A 19,606-nucleotide genomic window follows, 5' to 3' on the forward strand; every position below is an offset into this window, starting at 1 on the left:
GAACAGTATGGAGTCGGTAACTCTATCGTTACCTGAAGCTTATGACCTGGCGTTGGAGGTACTCAGCGCCAATGGATTTAGCGCCGACCACGCGGCGGCCATTGCACGTAATGTGGCCGCCGGGGAGCGCGACGGCTGCGCTTCCCACGGCCTGTGGCGGCTGTTGGGCATTGTCGATACCTTGCGTAAAGGCAAGGTATCGCCTGATGCCGAGCCGCAAATCCACGATCAGGCGCCGGCGATTGCGCGGGTGGACGCCGGCGGCGCTTTTTCGCTGCTGGCCTACGAGCGCGCGCTGCCGTTACTGCTGGAGAAGGCGCGGCACAGCGGCATTGCGGCGTTGGCGATTAACCGCTGCGTCCATTTTTCCGCGCTGTTTGCCGATATTGAGCCGTTGACCGAGGCAGGGCTGGTGGGGCTGGCCTGCACGCCAAGCCACGCCTGGGTCGCCCCAGCGGGCGGCACGCGTCCGCTGTTCGGCACCAACCCTATCGCCTTTGGCTGGCCGCGGCGGGATAAGCTGCCGTTTATTGTTGATATGGCGACCAGCGCCGCGGCGCGCGGCGAGATCCAGCTGCATCAGCGCGCCGGCAAAGCGCTGCCGCAAGGGTGGGGAATCGACAGTCAGGGACAGCCGACGACCGATGCCGCGGAGGTGCTGAACGGCGCGATGTTAACCTTCGGCGGCCATAAGGGCTCGGCGCTGGCGGCAATGGTCGAGCTGCTGGCCGGACCGCTTATCGGCGATATGACCAGCGCCGAATCGCTGGCGTGGGATAACGGCGCGGGCGGTCTCCCCTACGGCGGCGAGCTTATCCTGGCGCTGGATCCGCAGCGCTTTCTCGGCGCGCAGGCACAAGAGCAGCTGGAGCGCGCCGAAACGCTGTTCAATGCGATGCAGGTTCAGGGCGCGCGGCTGCCGGGCGAGCGGCGTTTCGCCTGCCGCCAGCAGAGTGAGCGGCAGGGGGTAGTCATCAGCCGTTCATTGCATGATGAGATTTGCGCCTTGCGCCAGGGCGGGTAAGGCGCAGCCGCCACCCGGCGCGAAATTGGCTCTTTACCCGCGGTTATTGCCCGGCGGCGCTGCGCTTGCGCGGGCCTACAAATCACATGCCGGCGTAGCCCGGGTAAGGCGCGAAGCGCCGCCACCCGGGATGCCGGTCAAAACAGCGTGTCGAGCTCGTCCAGCACGTTGTAGTCGTCATCGACCAGCAGCAACGTCTTCCACTTATCAAAGGTCAGACACGGGTGCGAGGTGCCGAACAGCAGAATATCGCCGACCTGCACATCGCTGCCAGGCGCCAGGCGCAGCATGCAGTGCTGATCCATGATGCCGGTGCTGACGATCGACTCCGCGTGCAGCGCTAACTGGAGGCCGTTACGATAATGGGCGATCGGCTGCGGCAGCCCGGCGTCGAAAGCGCAGTCGCGCTTGCCGAAATTCACCACCGCGCGATCCGCCTCCGGCACCGATTGCACCATCGCCATCAGCTCCAGCGCTGAAGTGAGATCGCCGGCGAGATCGCAGGCAATCGGATCGCGGGCGATCAGCTCTTGTTGTGCGAGATCGTAGATCCCGCGATCGTGGGTGATATAACAGCCAGGGCGAATAACGATACGGCAGCGGCGCGGTTTTGCCGCCGCCAGCCAGATGTTGCACACCACGTCATACCAGACTGTGCCCGCGCCGGTGAGAATAAATTCGCCGTCAACCAGCGGCTCCATGCGGCAGGCAAGCGCCGCGGCCTGTTGTAATAACGCTTCCACCTGCGGTTGCGGATCGTCGCCGTGCAGCACTCCTTCATACAATTCCAGTCCGCGTAGCCGTAACCCCGGCAGGTCGCTTACCCGCTGCGCCAGCGCCAGCGCGTCATCGACGCTACGACAGCCGCAGCGCCCGCCCGGCACGCCAAGTTCAATCAGCACATCCAGCGTTTGCCCCTGGGCGGCGAAGAATGCGGAGAGGGCGCGTACGTTGGCCTCGCTATCGACGCAGCAGATAAAATCCACTGCCCGATAGTGCCCTTTTAGCTGCGCGACCACCTGCATATTGGCCTTGCCGACCAGCTGATTGACCATCAGGACGCGTTGGATGCCGCTGGTCATCGCCGCGCTGGCCTGCCAGGCGCTACCCACGCCGATCCCCCACGCTCCCGCTCGCTGCTGCGCCTGAAATATCCATGGCGTCATTGTCGTTTTACCATGCGGCGCCAGCGACACGCCGCGGGCGTCGGCATAGCGCTGCATCCATGAAATATTGTTTTCCAGCGCCGACTTTTTTAACAGCGCGGCGGGCAGACAGACCTCTTCCGACAGCAGATTAGCCGGCGCGGACATGAGGGCGGATTTGTGCGGGATGAGCGGTGCTGAATGGTATTTCATAACACTATCCTTTCAGGGTTTATAATCGGTTAGTCGCTGGGTATCAGTTATAACTATTTGATAAATATATTTTTAATATAAAAATGTTATTTGTTTTGAATAAAAGTATCACAAAATGATCTGGGTTTTGCGTAGTTTTCCACTGTTTTTTGCGCTTGTAAATGGTTAACTTATCGGCATGTCGAAAGGGAGTAATTGCTATGAAAGTTGACTGGCTTTTCAAAAACGTCACGGTGACCGACGGGAGCGGCGGGCCGCAATACCGTGCCGATGTGGCGGTGAAGGGCGACCGAATAATCGCTATCGCCCCGGCGCTGGACGTCGCGGCGGAGCAGGAAATTGATGGCCAGGGGCGGGTACTGGCGCCGGGCTTTATTGATGTGCATACCCATGATGATATCAACGTTATCCGCATGCCTGAGTACTTGCCGAAGCTCAGCCAGGGGGTGACGACGGTGATCGTCGGCAACTGCGGGATTAGCGCGGCGACCGCCACTATGCGCGGCGAAGTGCCGGACCCGATGAATCTCCTCGGCGAGCAGCAGCACTTTATCTATCCCACCGTGGAGGCTTATGCCCATGCGGTTGAAGCGGCGCGGCCGTCGCTGAATGTCGGCACGTTAATCGGTCACACCGCGCTGCGCAATAACCATATGGACGATCTGTTTCGGCCGGCGAACGAGACGGAAATCGCCGGCATGCGCGTACAGCTACGCGATGCGCTGCGCCAGGGGGCATTAGGGCTCAGTACCGGGCTGGCCTATGCCAGCGCCTTCCAGTCGACCACCGAAGAGGTGATGGCGTTGGCGGAAGAGCTAGCCGCCGGGAAGGGTGTCTATACCACCCATTTACGTTCAGAGTTCGAGCCGATTCTTGAGGCGCTGGACGAAGCCTTCCGTATCGGCCGTCACGGCAACGTGCCGGTGGTGGTTTCTCACCACAAGTGCGCCGGGGCGAAAAACTGGGGGCGTACCAAAGAGACGCTGGCGTTTTTCGATGAGATGCGCCAGCAGCAGGATATCGCCTGCGACTGTTATCCCTACTCCGCCAGCTCGTCGACGCTGGATATGAAACAGGTGACCGATGAGTTTGATATCGTGATCACCTGGTCCGAAGCGCAGCCGGAGCAGGCGGGGAAAACGCTGCAGCAGATCGCCGATGAGTGGCAGGTGAGCCTGCACGAGGCCGCGGCGCGGCTGATGCCGGCGGGCGCTATCTACTACAACATGGATGAGCAGGATGTACGGCGGGTGATGCGCTATCCGGTCACCATGATTGGCTCTGACGGGCTACCGAACGATCCGATGCCGCATCCGCGCCTGTGGGGCGCCTTCCCGCGGGTACTTGGTCACTATAGCCGCGACGAGCAGCTATTCCCGCTGACTACCGCGGTACACAAGATGACCGGGCTGTCGGCGGCGCGCTTCCAGCTGGCGGATCGCGGGCTGGTGAAAATTGGCTACTTCGCCGACCTGGTGCTGTTTGACCCGCAGACGGTGCGCGATGTCGCCAGTTTCTCCGACCCGAAACGCCCGGCGGACGGCATTGAGGCGGTGATGGTCAACGGTGTGATGAGCTACGGCAGTGATAAGAAAATTACCGGGCGGGCAGGGCGTTTCCTGCGCCGTCGGATGGACTAAGGAGTTGAGTATGAGTATCAAACGTTATGGCGTGGAAGGCGGTACCGGAACCGGCGGTCAGCATCTGCCGTTCGCCCGCGCGGTGGAAGCGGGCGGCTGGCTATATGTCTCCGGGCAGACGCCGATGAAAAATGGCGAAGTCGTGGAAGGCGGCATCGTCGAACAATCGCGGCTGGCGATCCAGAACTGCGTCGACATCATGAGCGAAGCAGGTTACGGCATGGCGGACGTGGTGCACGTGAAAGTGATCCTCACCGACGCGCGCTATTTTCAGTCGTTCAATAAGGTTTTTCGCGAGTTCTTTGGCGATAATCCGCCAGCGCGCATTTGCTGCGTGGCGGACCTGGTGGTGGATTGTAAAGTAGAAGTGGATGTGACCTGTTTTAACGCTGCGCGACAATAACGCCCGAAACCTAAAAATAAATCCCTCCCTTTGCGGGAGGGAGCATCAAAAAAGTGTGATATCGGCACCAGAGTGAATAAATAAATCGGTGCCACTGGGTTCGCTATGCCTTTTTTCAGGCATGGTTCCTGTTAACTCATAATATTCAGCGGCACGAATATTATTTATTACGTCTGGATGTGAGCCATGAATAATATGTCATTTATGATTTGGTTTTCCGTTTATGCCTGCGCGATGATTACCTTAGGCTGGTACGTTTCGCGCAAACAGAAAACCGGCGAAGACTTTTTACTTGGCGGCCGTTCGCTGCCGATGATCCTCACTCTCGGTTCGACGGTCGGCACCATGGTGGGCACCGGCTCCAGCGTCGGCGCCGTCGGCTTTGGCTACAGCAACGGCTGGGCCGGGATGCTTTACGGCCTCGGCGGCGCGGTGGGGATTCTGCTGGTGGCATGGTTATTCGCTCCGGTACGTAAACTTCGCTTCATGACCATGAGTGAAGAAATGTCGTATTACACCGGCGGCAGTAAAATAATTAAAAACCTCGTCGCGATACTTATTTTTATTGCCTCTATCGGCTGGCTGGGAGCGCATATATTAGGTGGCGGATTATATCTGGCGTGGGCCAGCGGCATTGATATTAATGTCGCGAAAATTATTATCGCGCTGGCTTTTGTGGTTTATGTCGGTATTGGCGGCTATTCCGCGGTGGTGTGGATCGATACTATTCAATCGATCGTGCTGTTCGTCGGCTTTATTTTAATGGCGGTACTCGCAGTCCATCACGTTGGCGGCTGGAGCCATATTCAGCAGGCCGTCGATCCGGCGGCGCAAAGCCTGTTCGCGGTCGATAAATTAGGCGTGCTGCCGGCGCTATCGCTGGCGATGGTGATCGGCGTCGGCGTGCTGGCGACCCCTTCTTATCGCCAGCGTATTTACTCGGCGAAGACCGTCTCTTCGGTACGTCAGTCCTTCACGATTACCGGCCTGCTGTATTTGGGATTTTCCTTCCTGCCGGCGATCATCGGTATGGCGGTATGGACCATGAACCCGCAGTTGGAGAACAGCGGCTTCGCCTTCTTGTTTGCCACCCAGGTGCTGCCGCCGGTGCTGGCGATGGCGATCCTGATTGCCGGCATGTCGGCCAATATGTCTTCCGGCAGCTCTGATGCCATCGCCGCGGTGTCCATTATGCTGCGCGACCTCTACACCCTGGTGACTGGCCATATGCCCGCGCCGGAGAAAGCGATTCGCCTGTCGCGGATCTTCCTGGTTCTGGTGATTGCGCTGGCGCTGCTGTTTGCCCTGACCTCCAACGACATCATCAGCTATATCACCAAAATGATCTCGATGATTATGTCCGGGATGTTTATCTGCACCATGCTTGGCCGTTTCTGGACACGCTTTAACTGGCAGGGCGCGGTCGCTGCGCTGGCCGGCGGCGCTGGGGCATCGGTTGCGGTGCTGGTGGATAGCGACTGGCTGGCGTTCTGGGGCAACCCGTGTATTCCGGCGGTACTGACGAGCCTGGTGGCTTCGGTTGTGGTGACGTTAGTGACCCCGGCCAGCAGCCTGAGCCGCGAGCAGGCGCTGGAAATGATTACCCACGAACGTGAAAGCCGCCCAACGCCGCCGCCGCTGCCAATTGGCAAACGTCATACCTCACGCGGGTAAGGGGCCATCATGAACGAGTATATTGCCGTCGATTGGGGCTCTACGCAGCTGCGGGCATGGCGGATGCGCGATGGCGAATGCATCGACAAGCTGAAGCTGCCTTACGGCATCACGCGCCTGAACGGGCAACGCGCCGAAGCGGTTTTTCAGCAGCAGCTGGCGCCGTGGCGCGGCGACCCCGCACTGCCGGTGGTGATGGCAGGCATGATCGGTAGCGATGCCGGTTGGCAACCGGTGCCTTATCTGGCCTGCCCGCTGGCGCTGGAGGCGCTCAACGGTCAGTTACATGAGGTGGCGGAAAAAGTGTGGATCGTGCCGGGGCTGAAAGTAGCGCAGGCCGCAGAGTACGACGTGATGCGCGGCGAGGAGACCCAGCTACTGGGGGCCTGGCAACGGATGCCCGCGGAGTGTTACGTGATGCCCGGCACCCACTGCAAATGGGTGCAGGTGCAGAACGGCGTGGTGCGCCAGTTCGCCACCGCGATGACCGGCGAACTGCATCACCTGCTGCTTAACCATTCGCTGCTCGGCCAGCAACTGCCGGCACAACAACCTGATGACGCCGCTTTCGCCCTCGGTATGGAAAAAGGGCTAAATCAGCCGGCGCTGCTGGACGGGTTATTCAGCGCTCGCGCCGCGCGGGTGTTAGGGGCGCTGGCGGCAACTTCGGTGAGCGATTATCTCTCCGGGCTGTTGATTGGCGCGGAGGTGGCGACCTTTAGCGAACGCTACCGCGCCAGCCGCGTGGTGCTGGTTGGTGAGCACTCGCTCAGCGCACGTTATCAGCAGGCGATGGCGGCACGCGGATTGGCCGTTTCTTGTTGTTCCGGCGAGGCGGCGTTTCTTTCGGGTATGGCGAGGATGATAGATGGACAAGGTTAAACTGGTGGCGATTTTACGCGGTATTCAACCCGATGAGGCGGCGGAGCATATCGCCGCGCTAATCGATGCGGGTTTTCGCTATATTGAAATTCCGCTTAACTCGCCGGACTGGCAGCAGAGTATTCCAGCGATGGTGCGCCAGTTTGGCGAGCGGGCGGTGATTGGCGCAGGGACGGTGCTGAAGGTTGAACAGGTTGATTTTCTGGCTGAAGCCGGGGCGAAGCTTATCGTGACGCCCAATACGGCCCCGGCGGTGATCCGCCGCGCGGTAGATAAGGGGATGCTGGTGTGCGCCGGCTGCGCGACGGCCTCCGAGGCGTTTAGCGCGCTGGATGCCGGTGCGCAATGGCTGAAAATCTTTCCGTCATCGGCATTCGACCCGGACTATATCCGCGCGCTGAAAGCGGTGTTGCCGCCGGAGGTGCCGGTGCTGGCGGTAGGCGGCGTGACGCCGGAAAATCTGCACAGCTGGCGTCAGGCGGGCTGCGCGGGGGCGGGATTAGGCAGCGACCTCTACCGCGCCGGGCAGCCGTTGGCGCGTACCCGCCAGCAGGCGCAACGCTTTATCGCCGCCTGCGGCGATTAATCGCCGAGCGGCAGTCGGTCGACGCCGTCACGGTGGTCGTCGAGCGCCAGCTTAATGCGGCGCAGACGGTCTTTCGCCTGCGGTTTATTGGCCATCGCCAGCTCGGTGGCCAACACATCTACCATCGCCAGCATCGCATAGCGTGAAGCGCTGGGCTTAAAGATATAGTCGTTTTCGCTCACCAGTAGCGGCAGCACGATATCGGCCTGCGCCGCCAGCGGCGTTTCCGGCGGGGTAATGGCAACAATTTTCGCCCCGTATTGCCGGGCGATGGCGGCGCTTTCGATCATCTCTTTGGTATAGCCGCCGAGCGACAGCACAATCACCACATCTTTCGCCGTCACCGCTGAACTCATCATGCGTACCAGCAGGCCATCGCTCTGGCTGACTACCGGTAACCCGAGGCGGAACAAGCGATACTGGATCTCCTGCGCGCAGATGGTCGAACCGCCGCCCATACCCAGCGCAAGCACCTGACGGGCGTCGCTAATCCATTCCACCGCGCGTTTCAGCGCCGCAAGATCCAGCGCCCGGCGGTTGGTTTCCAGCACGCTGATGATCGACTCATAAATTCCCTGTACGCCTTCCAGATCCGGCACATCGAGAATAAAGCGCTGACCAATGGCCAGCGACTGGGCGAGCTTCATTTTCAGTTCGCGCACGTCTTTACAGCCCAGCGCACGCGCAAAGCGCGTCACCGATGCCTGGCTGGTGTCGGTCAGGCGCGCCAGTTCGGCAATCGGCATTTCCGCCGCGGCGGCGACGTCGTCGAGAATAAACTGCGCAATGCGCTTTTCGGTCGCGGTCAGCGCCATAAAGCGGTCGGTGATGCAGGAGATGATATCGATCGAGTAGGCCATTCCGGGTATCAGGTTATGTATTGGGAATGGTACTTTGTACCATATACCGGTGACAAAATCAGCGCGGCGCCTCTCGCGGCGTTAAAAATCAAGGCGCATCGCGCAGCGGGTTTCCGCCGTCAGGCCGTGCTCTGCTTCCAGCGCGCGTTTCGCCGCCAGCCCTTCGGGTAGGTGCAGTTCATTGAGGATGGTGAAGCCCAGCCGGGTATAAAAGGGCGCGTTCCACGGCACCTCGCGAAAGGTGGTGAGCGTCACCGCCGGGAAGCCGTCGCGGCGGGCGGTGTCGATAGTTTGGCTAAGCAAGGCGCGGCCAATGCCCTGGCCCTGCCACTGCTGATGGACGGAGATTTCTACAATAAATAGCGCATCGTCCAGCGGCTCGCTCAGCAGGAAACCGACGGGCCTGTCGTCAGCGAGCGCCAGTAGACTGTGGCCGGTTTCCAGGTATTGCCGGTGCTGTTCAACGCTCATCACTGGGCTTTCCGCCAGCCAGGCGAAAGCGGGAATGCGCGCAAAGGACTGTGCCGCCGAACGTTCCAGCGCGGGCAGCAGCGGCAGATCGCGTTCTTCGGTCAGGCGAAAAGTGATGGTGGGGTTTATAGTGTTAGTTTTCATTGCCTCAGCATAGCAGCCTCAGGGAGAAATGCATGGAGTTCACCGCCGTTCCTGCCGTCCAGTTTAGCGGCGCGCAGTTGACTACGATTTTGAATGACTGCTTTGCCGATTATCTGGTGCCGGTGTCGATGTCGGTAGATCTGTTTGTACAGCGCTTTAGCGCCGAAGGGTTAAACCTGTTGCAGTCTAAAGTGTGGCTGGCAGGAGATGAACCGGCCGCTATCGGGCTCATCGCCCGCCGCGGGCGCGATGCGCGGCTGGCGGCTTTTGCTATTCATCCCGGCTTTCGCGGCAAAGGACGAGGGCGACAATTGATGGCTTCGCTTATCGCCGATTTACGCGCTCAGGGCGTACAGCGAATGTGGCTGGAAGTGATCCGCGATAATCACCGGGCGGTGGCGCTGTATCAGTCATTGGGTTTTACCGTGCGTCACGGGCTGTGCGGCTATCTCAGCTCGGTGCAAGCGGACCCGCGTGAGTCCACCCTGGAGGATTACGATTTGCTGAGCCTGCTGCGTCATGCAAGCCTGGAGCAGGAAGGGCAACTGCCGTGGCTGCTGGATCCGCTGACCTTTATTACCTTGCCCTGTCGGGCGTTGACGCTGCAGCAGCAGGCCTTCGCCGTGCTGGCAACCACCGCCAGCAAGCCCCAGCTACAGTTTTTATGGCTGACGCCGGCGGCGCGCGGACGCGGGCTGGGGCGAGAAATGCTGCTCGCGCTGGCTCAACAGTTTCCTGGACTAAGCACTTCGGTGACCATCCCGGAAACCTTCACGCCGCTGTTTAAATCGGCGGGCTATGCGCCGCTGGCGCTGCAGCAGTACGAGATGTGCCTGCCGTTGAACTAGCCCGGCGGCGGAGCCGGGCTACGGGTATTAGCCTTCGCGGCTGACGATTTTAATATCCACCATGCCAATGCCTAACTGGCGCGGCGCGTGACCGACAATGTTGCCTTCGTTGGTGGACTGCGGTTCCGGCGGAGTGATAGTTAAGGTGTTGCTGCGCGCCGGATTGTCGAAATGCAGCGTTGTGGTGGTCACTTCATTGGCTAAAGTAAGTACTTGCTCACTTTTCCCGACGCGTACCGGTATCGGCTGGTTGGCGTTCGGGCCGAAGGCTTTGGCGGTGATCACCAGGTCGAATTTTTCCGGCAGTGGCTCTTTGTACTCAATCTTCACTTCGTCTCCGAGCTGGGCGTTGGACCAGCGTCCCCATAGCTCAGGTCGCGAGATGCCGCTGAACTGTTTAACTTCTTCCGGCGCGCCGGCGACGTTAAACACGAAACTGTCGGCTTTGTAGCGAATATCGTTATCGACAATTTTCAACGTATCGACGTTGCCTTTATAGCGCTCCATATCGATGACGGTATCTTTGAAGGCGGTTTTGCCCTGCCACTGCGGCTTATCGACATGCTGTACTTTTTGTTCGCCGCCCAGTTGACCCTGAGAGACGCACCAGTCGGTGGACAGCGCCAGTTCCGGCCGCCACAGTTGGCCCATCTTGTAGCAGCGGTCGACCCATACGAAGTTGTCGCGCGGGGCGAAGTCCGCCAGCTGAAAGCGCAGCGGCGCCGAGTATTCGCTTTCCGGAATCGGTTCGACGCGCTGATCCGAGACCCGCAGCAGCAGCGGCAGACGGAAGTGGCTACCGGAGAATGCGATCATGTTCTTCTGCGAGTCGATACTGAAGCTCTTAATCTCCTTCGGGAAATTCCACAGACGAATGACATCCGGCTTCCAGGCCAGCACTTTCTCTTTCATATTCATGAAAATGGTTGAAAGCGATTCGGCGGAAAGGCTGCTGCGGCCGAGGCCGATATAGTTATCGCCGCCGAGAATATCCAGCACCGTTGCGCCGTTATCCATGGTATTACGCTTCACGGCCAGCACATCCTGTTGAGGCTGGTCGCCGCGCAGGATAAAGAACAGATTGCTGCGATCCTGTTTGTTCAGATAATCCCAGGCGCTGTTTTTCATCGCCAGATGATCGGACGAGACCACGATGACCGTATTTTTGAAGTACGGCGAGGCCTTAATCTTTTCAATCAGCGCGGCGATGTGCTCCTGGCTACAGGCCACGGCGCTGAAGGAGAGGTTCTTTTTGCCATCCATGTCATAGCGTTTGCGCTCACAGGTGCGCGAGATAAAGCCGTCAGGGTGGTGGGTATCGACGGTGAGGGCGAACAGCGAGAAGCGTTTGCCGGATTGGGAGAGCTCTTCGAACTTTTTCCACGTTTCGTCGAGCACGGTGTCATCGTAGAAGCCCCAGTCGTTGCGGTAGGAGGGGTCGGCCACCGTTGTTTTCAGCTCTTCCGCGCCGAACAAGTGATCGAAACCGTGAGATTTGAGGAAAACGTCTTTACCGGCAAAACGCAGGTTGGCGCCCTGCACAAAGTAGTTTTCGTAACCGGAGTTTTTCAGGATATCGCCAAGGCAGATATTTTGCGGGAAGAAGCTGGATACCGCCGCGGAAGCGTTGCCTTCGAACGGCGCGAACAGCGGAATACCGCACTGGGAAGCGACCATACCGGCGATGGTGTAATCGGTGCCGGGAAGCTGTGCGGTGTTGCTGAAATCCAGCCCTTCGCTTTTGATTTTACCCAGTTCCGGCGTCAGCTCCGGGAAAGCCTCGTTATTGAAGTAGGTGCGTTCCAGGCTCTCGCCGTAGATATAGACCAGATTCAGATGCGGATTGTTGATGCTTTTCGACGGCTCTTTGTAGTAAGCCGTGAAGTCCGGATCGCCGTCGCGGGACTGCGATTTCACGAGTTCGGTGATTTGGCGGAACGCCGGGCTGGCATCGACGGAGGCCAGCGCCAGTACCAGCGCAATCAGGCTGTAGCCAAAGTGATGCGGATGATGGCGGCGACGGCGTAATATCCAGCCGAGAGCGCCAAATACGGCGACCAGCGCCAGCACCAGACCGATACCTGGCAGAATATATTTACTGACGCCCGCGCCGGTCAGGCTGTTGGTCAGGGTATAAAGTACCGCGTCGTTAATACCGTCGCCGGTGAAGTAGTCGCTGGCGTAGAGGGTGATATTGAGCACAACAAACAGCCCCAGCACCGCAAGAGTGGCAGAAAACCACCAGGTATTGCGACCGGCTTTCCAGGCATAGATCACCACCGAGGCGAGAAACAAGGCGATGGATAACAACTCTGACACAGCTAACCCTCATGTGCGCCAGCGGCGGGCTGGCCGGATAGATCGATTTTCACGCTACACTGTAATGGCAGCGTCTTTCTGCTGCAATTGTAGTGTCATGAAAGTGTGCTGTGATTCAGAATTGGTTTAGAAAGCCTCTTTTTTGTACGATGTCTCATCCTGTCATAGCGCGGAAAACAGGAGCAGAAAAGTAAAAATAGCGATTGCGGCCGCGCTGGCAACGCTAAAGCGCCAAACGCGGCATCGGCGGGGAAATTTAAGACAGGAAATTAACGCCCTGTTTCAGCACCAGGTCACAGGCCTTGGTCTTCACTTTTTCAGCCAGCGGGCTGCTGCCGAGGGTGTTGAGATTCAACTGCTGGCCGTTATTGCTGCTCAGCAATCCCTGTAGCCCTTCTAGATAACCGGTATCTTGTTTCTGTTTCTCCGGCGTGCTCAGGCCAAGCTTATCCAGTACCTGGTTTTTCACGTTGTCGGCGTTGGTGACCGAGGTCAGTTTTTTTTGTGCGCAGTAAGAGAGAACGCCGGCGGCATTGTTCATGCTGCTGGAGGTGAGCGCCTGGTTGCCGCCGTTGAGCAGGCTGGTTAAGGACGACATCGACATACCGCCGCCGCTCTGTTGGGAACTGCTGCTGCTGAGCTGGCTGGCGGCGCTATTGAGTGAGTCCTGCCAGGAGGCGGCGTAGGTGGGGGCCGCCATCACCGCGCCGGCTGCGATAGCGGCGCAAAAAGCTGTCTGCAAAGATTTCATAAACGTACTCTTCGTCGTTACTTAAGAATCTCTTCAGTATAACGCCGCTTGAGCTCGGAAATCTCTCAATACTCTTTACCGGTAACGCGATCGCGGTAGCTATCCCAGGTGAAGTTCACCCACAGGCTATTGCCGAGGCGCATGCGATCCATGACGCGTTCGCCGAGCAGTTTGTTCATTTCGTCCATCGTACTGTTGGTCAGCATGCCGGTTGGGCGTTTCGAGGAGGAGCGACGATCGACAATCTGGTTGATGATCACTTTCTCGTAGCGCGATTCCGTTTGCATACCGATTTCGTCGATAACCAGCAGATCGACCCGGCTCAGGTCGCTTAGCAGTTGCTCTTCGCTGGTTTCCCGATTACTGAAGGTATCTTTCATTGCCGACATAATATCGGCGACGGTGATGATTAATACCGATTTACCGCGCAGCAGCAGCTCGTTGCAGATAGCGGCGGCAAGATGATTTTTACCGGTGCCCGGCTTGCCGGAGAAGATGAAGCTCGCGATGTTGCCGTCAAACTCTTCAACGTACTGACGAGCGCGGGACAAGGCGATCATCTGCCCGTCGTTTTCGACGCGGTAATTATCGAATGAACAATTTTGATGTAAGGGGCGGATCCCGGAGCGGTTAAAGGTGCGCTGCATTTTCATCGCCCGGTTTTCCCGCTCCAGCGCCTCCGAACGCAGCTTGCCTTGTTCTTTTTGCCAGGCCAACAGCTCTTCGCCGGTTTTAAACGCCGGTTGCACGTGGGCTGGCATCATTTTTTGCAGGCGCTTCATAAGATCGCCAACGTTTTTCATGCTCATCCTCGGAAACCTCGCGGGATCTGGTTATCGGGTTCGCTAATGGTGTTTACGTCGCGCTTCGGCTGCCCGCCGTTGCTGGCGCGGCCAATTTGCACGCTACGCGCCAGCTTTTGCTGCCACTGCACGTGGTGGAAAACTTTGCCTTCCGCCTGCCAGTAGGCGACGAAGGCGGCCAGTTCTTCCGGGGTGACCGGCTGCGTCAGGGCGATGCCCCATAACGCCGCCAGACGTTGAAAATCGGCATCCGGCTGCCAGCCGGGATACATGGCGAATTTACCCATCGGCACGGCGACGGGCGCGGCGCTCGGCTCGTCAAAGAACTGCGCATCCAGCGCGATATCGCTGGTGGGGCGCGCCAGTTTCGCTTCCAGCTCCAGCAGCTGCGCCAGGCGCTCCGGCGTCAGCGCGTAAAACGCCGGGGCGTTATTGGCAAACACGGCGACGGCGCCGCTGGCTGATTTTTGCAGCCTGGCCGCGTGGTTCTCGACGAAATCGTCAAGACCGCAAAAGTCGGTGGTTAAAATTCGTGAAGACATAACGCTATCTCAACTCTGAACAGCAAAGAGTGGGGGAATTGCTGACATAGTAGCATAGTGCGAGGCCAGGAAGCAGCGCTGCCGGTTACACGCGCGGGCGTTTGCGGTACAGCCACAGCCCAGGGATAGAAAGCCCGATAGAGAGCGCCCCGACGATGGAGGAGGCTTTTAAAAAATTGCTCAGCAGCATAATCATCATCTCCTCGGAATAACCAAAATGGCTGATTTTGACGGCCGAGATCATCGCCGTATAGGCCGAAATACCCGGAAACATTGGGATCACCGCGGCGACGGTAAATATCTTCGGATGCGCCAGATACCAGCGCGACCACTGAATGCCGATACTGCCGACCAGTAACGCGGCGAGAAAGGTGGCCCATTCAATGTTGAAGCCTGCGCTCATCATTACCATCCGCGAGCCGTGGCCGATAGCGCCCAGTAATGCGCACCAGCGCAGCGCGCGCTGTGGGACGTTGAACACCATCGCAAAGCCGACAGCAGGGATGGCCGCCAGCGCCATATCCTGCGCCAGGTCGAAAAGAAAAGAGATTATGCCCATCCGCGTAGCCCCCACACGGTCATTGCCATCACCACCCCGATACAGGTCGCCAGCGTCAGCAGGCTGGCGATCGCCCAGCGGGCCAGCCCGGTATTGATATGGCCCTTGAACATATCGGCGACGGCGTTAATTAACGGAAAGCCGGGAACCAGCAACAGCACGCTGGCGGCCATGGCGATAGTCGGCGTGTCGCTAAATGCCGGCAGGCGCAGCATCAGCCCGGAAATCGTGGTGGCGACGAAGGCGGTAATGCAGAAATTAATCTGCGGATGCATGGATCGATGGGTCAGCAACTGGCGAATATACATGGCGACGGTGCTGGCAAAGAAGGTGACCACCGCGCCATCCCAACCGCCGTTGTTCAATTTACAAAAGCAGGCGCAGGAAAGGCCAACCATCAACACCAGCAGCCAACGCGGGTAGCGTAGGGGTTTAATTTGCGCGAAGCGCTTCTCGACGTCTTTATAATCCAGCAGCTTATGTTCGGCCATGATCACGATATGCTGTACCTCCGTCACCACGTGCATGTTAATTCCGCGATCGCTGTTTTTGCGCGTGGACGTCAGGCATTCACCATCTTTAATCGTCGTTAGCACAATCGCGTTAGAAGAGATGGCGCTCTCAACGCTATCCATGCCTAATGCCCGCCCAAGGCGGGTAGAAAGCTCTTCCACCAGCGCGCTTTCCGCGCCGTGCTGGAGTAAATAAAGGGCACACTGAATACACAGCCGGGTGATGGCGCGCTGTTCTGATTTATCTACCTGCATAAGTACCTGCTGTCCGCGTCTCTATTGATACTTTTACCTGAACTCCACCCCGTTGTGCGGCGTGCGGGATCAAACAATGTGCAAAAATTGCTCCATCAATGGCGTTGGCTGAAATTTGAACCGCGCCACACTTTCGTCACTTCGTTGGAAAGTGCAATTTTTACCGCCATTCATCCCTTCTTTTTCCCGTTTGAGTTATCAAAAATGCATCTGTGAACTTTTAATAAACAAAAAACAAACAAATAATTAACTTTCGAGAGCGAGTACCCTATGAGAACACAGGTTGCCATTATTGGCGCGGGCCCGTCGGGGCTGCTGTTGGGCCAACTGCTGCATAATGCTGGTATTCATACCGTTATCCTTGAGCGTCAGAGTGCGGAATATGTGCTGGGGCGCATCCGCGCCGGGATACTGGAAAATGGTACCGTCGAGCTACTGCGCGAAGCAGGGGTGGCAAAGCGAATGGACGCGGAAGGGCTGGTTCATCATGGCGTAGAGTTTTTATTTGAAGGCCAACGAGTGCCGGTACCGCTCAGCGAGTTGACCGGCGGTAAAAGCGTGATGGTCTATGGTCAGACCGAAGTTACCCGTGACCTGATGGCGGCAAGACGCGACAGCGGCGCGCCGATTATTTATGGCGTTAGCGAGGTTGCACTCGAAGATGTTAAAAGCGATCGGCCGGCAGTCTCATACGTAAGCGGCGGCGAAAAATGTCGCCTGGAGTGCGATTTTATTGCAGGTTGCGATGGCTTCCACGGCGTTTCGCGGCAAAGCATTCCACGTGACATTCTCAAAGAGTATGAAAGCGTGTGGCCGTTTGGTTGGTTAGGTTTGCTGGCGGATACGCCGCCGGTGAATCCGGAACTGATTTACGCCCATCATGAACGCGGGTTTGTATTGTGTAGTCAGCGCTCACTCACCCGCAGCCGCTATTACCTGCAGGTACCGCTAAGCGATAGCGTCTCGGCGTGGTCTGATGAACGCTTCTGGGATGAGCTAAAACGCCGTCTGCCGGAGGATCTGGCAAATAAGTTAGTGACTGGTCACTCACTTGAGAAAAGTATTGCGCCGCTGCGCAGTTACGTCGTTGAGCCGATGCAGTACGGCAGACTGTTTCTGGTCGGCGATGCCGCGCATATCGTGCCGCCAACCGGCGCAAAGGGGCTGAATCTGGCGGCGTCGGATGTCAATTATTTATGGCGGATCCTGCGCGAATATTATCACCATGGCCGCGAGGACCTGATCGCCAGCTATTCACGCTTTGCTCTCGATCGCGTGTGGAAAGGAGAAAGATTCAGCTGGTTTATGACTCGCCTGTTGCACGACTTTCCTGAACAGAATGAATTCGATAAAAAAATGCAGGCCGCCGACCGCCGCTACTATCTGGGTTCTCGCGCTGGGCTAACGACCATTGCCGAAAACTATGTGGGGTTGCCGATGGAGCGCGTCACGTAACGACAAACGAAAACTGGAGAGACCATGTTAACCGCGAACACGATTCCCGTTTTTACCTTGTATGGCGAAGAGCGCGGTTGGCCGACGCCGGATCTGCTGCATTGCGAATCCATTTTGCAGCGCAGCAGCCTTTATGAGTGGCATATCCGCGTACATCAACATGCCGAAATGGTACAGCTGTTATATCTGCATAAGGGGCGTGCTGAAATTGAAATTGAAGGCGTCACCAGGGTGATGACCGAAGCCTGTATTCAGGTCGTGCCGGCATTATGCATCCACGGCTTTCGTTTCTCGCCCGGTACCCAAGGGTTTGTCCTGTCGCTGTCGCAGCCGTTGCTGAGCCGCTTTGAAAACCAGTTTGGGCGTACGCTTGATGTGCTATCGCAGCCGCAGTGCGTGGCGGTGAAACGCTCCCGCGGCCATATTCGTTCACTGTTTACCGCCTTGCGTGAAGAGTATTGCGAGGAGCATGATGCGCGCGAAATGATGCTGCATTCGCTGCTGGGAGCACTATTGGTATGGTTAAATCGCCAGTGCCAGCCGACACCAATGACAGAGGACAAAGCAGAGCGTAAGCGCAGCGTCATGCGGCATTTTTCACGTCTGATTGAAAGCCACTATCGGGAACATCTGCCGCTGGCTGAATATGCAAGGCTAGTGGGGCTCTCCACAACGCATTTAAATTATTTGTGTCGTGAATTTCATGGCTGCAGCGCATTAGGCGTATTACATCAACGTTTAATGTTAGAAGCACGGCGTAACCTACAATATACCAGCATGACTATCACCCAACTTTCTGATTATTTAGGATTTACTGATGCTGCTTATTTTTCGAGATTCTTTAGGCGCTATAGCGGGATCTCACCGAAAGCATTTAGGAAAGAAATTAAATAAGTTATTTATTTAATTTTAAAGGTAATTTTACTAATGAGGCTTTTAATTTTTTCTAATTTATTGATGACATCATTTTGTGTTAGGGTAAATCGCTGGTGAGAGTAATGCTAATATATCTCTCATGGTTATGGAATGAAGTTCAGGGCATACGTCATGCCCGCCAGGGACGATAAAGATTCAATTGGCAAATAATATTATTGTAGCCATTAATCCATTACTTATTTGGGTTTGAATCTTTGACAGGAGGTGGAGGTTTTATGTTGCCAGGACAAGGTAAGTTTGGCGTCATCATTAGTAGAATACCGGTTATGCAATCGGGTTTGAACGCTATTTTAAGGGAGCATCTCCCTGATTACGATTTGAGTTTCTGTGCTTCACAGGATGAACTCACGCTACTTCAGCTTCGGCGCGCCGTGCTGGTCCTCGTCGACCTCTCCGGTCACATTGAACACCCGCGAGATATTTGTGAGCATTATTATTCATTAATGAATCAATACCGGGACATTCACTGGATCTTTATGGTTGGTCACTCCTGCTTTCCACTGGCAGTTGAGTTTTTGATGCGGCCGGAAAGCTCTCTGATTTCTGATAGCGAGCCGGTTAAACGTTTCATCGAGGTCATCCGTGCTGGTAAAGCTTCTGCCGAAAGAATTAGTCAGACACTTTTTTCACCCGAGATGGACAACTTAGGTGATGATGCTAGTGATACGGTCATCTTAACCTTTTCAGAGCGTAAAGTTTTGCGGCTACTGGCAAAAGGGTGGGGAATTAACCAAATTGCTGCCTTGCTGAAAAAAAGCAATAAAACGATAAGCGCGCAGAAAAATAGCGCCATGCGCCGACTGTCGTTACGCAGTAATGCAGAAATGTATGCCTGGATCAATAGCGCTCAAGGAATGAAGGAACTGAATCTGTATTCAGCCTATGGAGATAACACGGAATGGAAAAAAATCTCACAACACGATGTGTCGCTATCGTAGAAAAATGCGCAATGACTGAAATGGCGCTTCGTTATATTTTAGATAACGAAGCAGGTAAAAAATATAGCATTCATTTTTATAAAAATACTCAGGCCTTAAAGCGTGAATTCGCTTCCAAAAACTTTATCGCCGTTATCTTTTCCCTTTCCGGTAGTCGACGTATTCGTCTGGAAAGCCTGCTTTTTTTACATGAAATAGCGCAAACACGCCCCGAAATACAGCGAATTGTACTGGCGGATAATACTGCGGAAATGCGTCTGATCAGTCATCTGACACCTTCAAGCCCGCAAACTATTTTGAATAAATCATCTTGTCTTACTCGTTTGCAGGAGCGTTTACTGCAGCTGATCGAGCAGGCGCCGCTGGATAAAGAAAGCATTCTGGAGCGTAGCAATAGCTCCTGCGGGCAAATTCTTAGCCCGACGGAGCATACGATACTTCGTTATATGACCTATGGTTATTCGTTGCCCGAAATCGCTACCCAGCTTGATAGAAATATCAAAACTATTCGCGCACATAAATTTAACGCGATGACCAAACTGGGCGTTAACTCTGATATTGGCCTGCTCAGCGCGGCGGACATTCTGCTGTGTCTGCCGGCGAATAACGACGATGGGCAGGGAATGTGCCTGGCGCAATAATTGGC

Annotated in this window: 21 protein-coding genes; 11 read left to right on the forward strand and 10 right to left on the reverse strand. The window is 56.6% G+C overall.

Annotation, left to right across the window (positions count from 1 at the left end):
- The first annotated feature begins 7 nt into the window (after positions 1–7).
- Positions 8–1,024, forward strand: coding sequence for an Ldh family oxidoreductase (locus tag PGS10_RS21525; protein WP_316423463.1), 1,017 nt, complete (start codon positions 8–10; stop codon positions 1,022–1,024).
- Between the two features lie 137 nt (positions 1,025–1,161).
- On the opposite strand, the gene PGS10_RS21530 is transcribed toward PGS10_RS21525, so the two are convergent.
- Entirely contained in the window at positions 1,162–2,382 is a 1,221-nt protein-coding gene (locus tag PGS10_RS21530) for an amino acid deaminase (protein ID WP_316423464.1), read from the reverse strand.
- Positions 2,383–2,425: 43 nt separating this feature from the next.
- Complete coding sequence (locus tag PGS10_RS21535) at positions 2,426–2,605, reverse strand: hypothetical protein (RefSeq protein WP_316423465.1); 180 nt, start codon at positions 2,603–2,605, stop codon at positions 2,426–2,428.
- Between PGS10_RS21535 and PGS10_RS21540 the strand changes: the two genes are divergently transcribed.
- The 5 genes from PGS10_RS21540 (at position 2,583) to PGS10_RS21560 (ending at position 7,567) form a co-directional block, all read left to right on the forward strand.
- A complete protein-coding gene (locus PGS10_RS21540) occupies positions 2,583–4,022 on the forward strand; it encodes an N-acyl-D-amino-acid deacylase family protein (RefSeq protein WP_316423466.1) in 1,440 nt (479 codons plus the stop codon). The genes PGS10_RS21535 and PGS10_RS21540 overlap by 23 nt on opposite strands.
- 10 nt (positions 4,023–4,032) lie before the next feature.
- Positions 4,033–4,425, forward strand: coding sequence for a RidA family protein (locus tag PGS10_RS21545; RefSeq protein WP_047043872.1), 393 nt, complete (start codon positions 4,033–4,035; stop codon positions 4,423–4,425).
- 186 nt (positions 4,426–4,611) lie between these two features.
- A complete protein-coding gene (locus PGS10_RS21550; protein ID WP_047043874.1) occupies positions 4,612–6,099 on the forward strand; it encodes a sodium:solute symporter family protein in 1,488 nt (495 codons plus the stop codon).
- A 9-nt stretch (positions 6,100–6,108) separates the two neighbouring features.
- A complete protein-coding gene (locus PGS10_RS21555) occupies positions 6,109–6,981 on the forward strand; it encodes a 2-dehydro-3-deoxygalactonokinase (RefSeq protein WP_047043876.1) in 873 nt (290 codons plus the stop codon).
- Positions 6,968–7,567 (forward strand): 2-dehydro-3-deoxy-6-phosphogalactonate aldolase, encoded by a 600-nt coding sequence (locus PGS10_RS21560; protein ID WP_213797748.1) that lies wholly within the window; start codon positions 6,968–6,970, stop codon positions 7,565–7,567. Before PGS10_RS21555 ends, PGS10_RS21560 begins: the two co-directional genes overlap by 14 nt.
- Here the strand turns inward: PGS10_RS21560 and PGS10_RS21565 are convergent.
- Positions 7,564–8,427, reverse strand: a complete 864-nt coding sequence (locus PGS10_RS21565; protein ID WP_015368411.1) for a MurR/RpiR family transcriptional regulator — start codon at positions 8,425–8,427, stop codon at positions 7,564–7,566. The genes PGS10_RS21560 and PGS10_RS21565 overlap by 4 nt on opposite strands.
- Positions 8,428–8,508: 81 nt before the next feature.
- Positions 8,509–9,042: a GNAT family N-acetyltransferase gene (locus PGS10_RS21570; RefSeq protein WP_047043880.1), complete on the reverse strand. Its 534-nt coding sequence runs from the start codon at positions 9,040–9,042 to the stop codon at positions 8,509–8,511.
- 32 nt (positions 9,043–9,074) lie between these two features.
- On the opposite strand from PGS10_RS21570, the gene PGS10_RS21575 reads away from it, so the two are divergent.
- Positions 9,075–9,890: a GNAT family N-acetyltransferase gene (locus PGS10_RS21575; protein WP_047043882.1), complete on the forward strand. Its 816-nt coding sequence runs from the start codon at positions 9,075–9,077 to the stop codon at positions 9,888–9,890.
- A gap of 27 nt (positions 9,891–9,917) precedes the next feature.
- Here the strand turns inward: PGS10_RS21575 and opgB are convergent, their stop codons facing one another.
- From opgB to PGS10_RS21605, 6 genes are all read right to left on the reverse strand, one after another.
- Positions 9,918–12,209 (reverse strand): phosphatidylglycerol--membrane-oligosaccharide glycerophosphotransferase, encoded by a 2,292-nt coding sequence (gene opgB, locus PGS10_RS21580; RefSeq protein ID WP_045395509.1) that lies wholly within the window; start codon positions 12,207–12,209, stop codon positions 9,918–9,920.
- A gap of 256 nt (positions 12,210–12,465) precedes the next feature.
- On the reverse strand, positions 12,466–12,960 hold the full coding sequence (locus PGS10_RS21585) for a DUF2501 domain-containing protein (RefSeq protein WP_316423468.1): 495 nt from the start codon (positions 12,958–12,960) through the stop codon (positions 12,466–12,468).
- A 65-nt stretch (positions 12,961–13,025) separates the two neighbouring features.
- The gene (dnaC, locus tag PGS10_RS21590; protein ID WP_316423503.1) at positions 13,026–13,763 is read right to left on the reverse strand and encodes a DNA replication protein DnaC; all 738 of its coding nucleotides are present in this window, start codon (positions 13,761–13,763) and stop codon (positions 13,026–13,028) included.
- A 2-nt stretch (positions 13,764–13,765) separates the two neighbouring features.
- A complete protein-coding gene (gene dnaT, locus PGS10_RS21595) occupies positions 13,766–14,305 on the reverse strand; it encodes a primosomal protein DnaT (protein WP_289578334.1) in 540 nt (179 codons plus the stop codon).
- 85 nt (positions 14,306–14,390) lie between these two features.
- The gene (locus tag PGS10_RS21600) at positions 14,391–14,864 is read right to left on the reverse strand and encodes a threonine/serine exporter (RefSeq protein WP_045395512.1); all 474 of its coding nucleotides are present in this window, start codon (positions 14,862–14,864) and stop codon (positions 14,391–14,393) included.
- On the reverse strand, positions 14,855–15,631 hold the full coding sequence (locus PGS10_RS21605) for a threonine/serine ThrE exporter family protein (RefSeq protein WP_047043890.1): 777 nt from the start codon (positions 15,629–15,631) through the stop codon (positions 14,855–14,857). Before PGS10_RS21605 ends, PGS10_RS21600 begins: the two co-directional genes overlap by 10 nt.
- A 270-nt stretch (positions 15,632–15,901) precedes the next feature.
- Between PGS10_RS21605 and pobA the strand changes: the two genes are divergently transcribed.
- The 4 genes from pobA to bglJ all read left to right on the forward strand — a co-directional run bounded on the left by pobA (position 15,902) and on the right by bglJ (position 19,601).
- Positions 15,902–17,086: a 4-hydroxybenzoate 3-monooxygenase gene (pobA, locus tag PGS10_RS21610; protein WP_045395516.1), complete on the forward strand. Its 1,185-nt coding sequence runs from the start codon at positions 15,902–15,904 to the stop codon at positions 17,084–17,086.
- Between the two features lie 24 nt (positions 17,087–17,110).
- Positions 17,111–17,980 carry a helix-turn-helix domain-containing protein gene (locus PGS10_RS21615; protein WP_045395518.1) on the forward strand — a complete coding sequence of 290 codons (870 nt, stop codon included), beginning with the start codon at positions 17,111–17,113 and terminating at the stop codon, positions 17,978–17,980.
- Positions 17,981–18,237: 257 nt separating this feature from the next.
- Positions 18,238–18,960, forward strand: a complete 723-nt coding sequence (locus PGS10_RS21620) for a helix-turn-helix domain-containing protein (protein ID WP_047043894.1) — start codon at positions 18,238–18,240, stop codon at positions 18,958–18,960.
- Positions 18,921–19,601, forward strand: coding sequence for a DNA-binding transcriptional activator BglJ (gene bglJ / locus PGS10_RS21625; RefSeq protein WP_045395522.1), 681 nt, complete (start codon positions 18,921–18,923; stop codon positions 19,599–19,601). The genes PGS10_RS21620 and bglJ overlap by 40 nt, the downstream gene beginning before the upstream one ends.
- Positions 19,602–19,606 lie beyond the last annotated feature (5 nt).

Origin of the sequence: Klebsiella sp. 141153, from assembly GCF_032601995.1 — a bacterium.
Lineage (GTDB): Bacteria > Pseudomonadota > Gammaproteobacteria > Enterobacterales > Enterobacteriaceae > Klebsiella > Klebsiella aerogenes.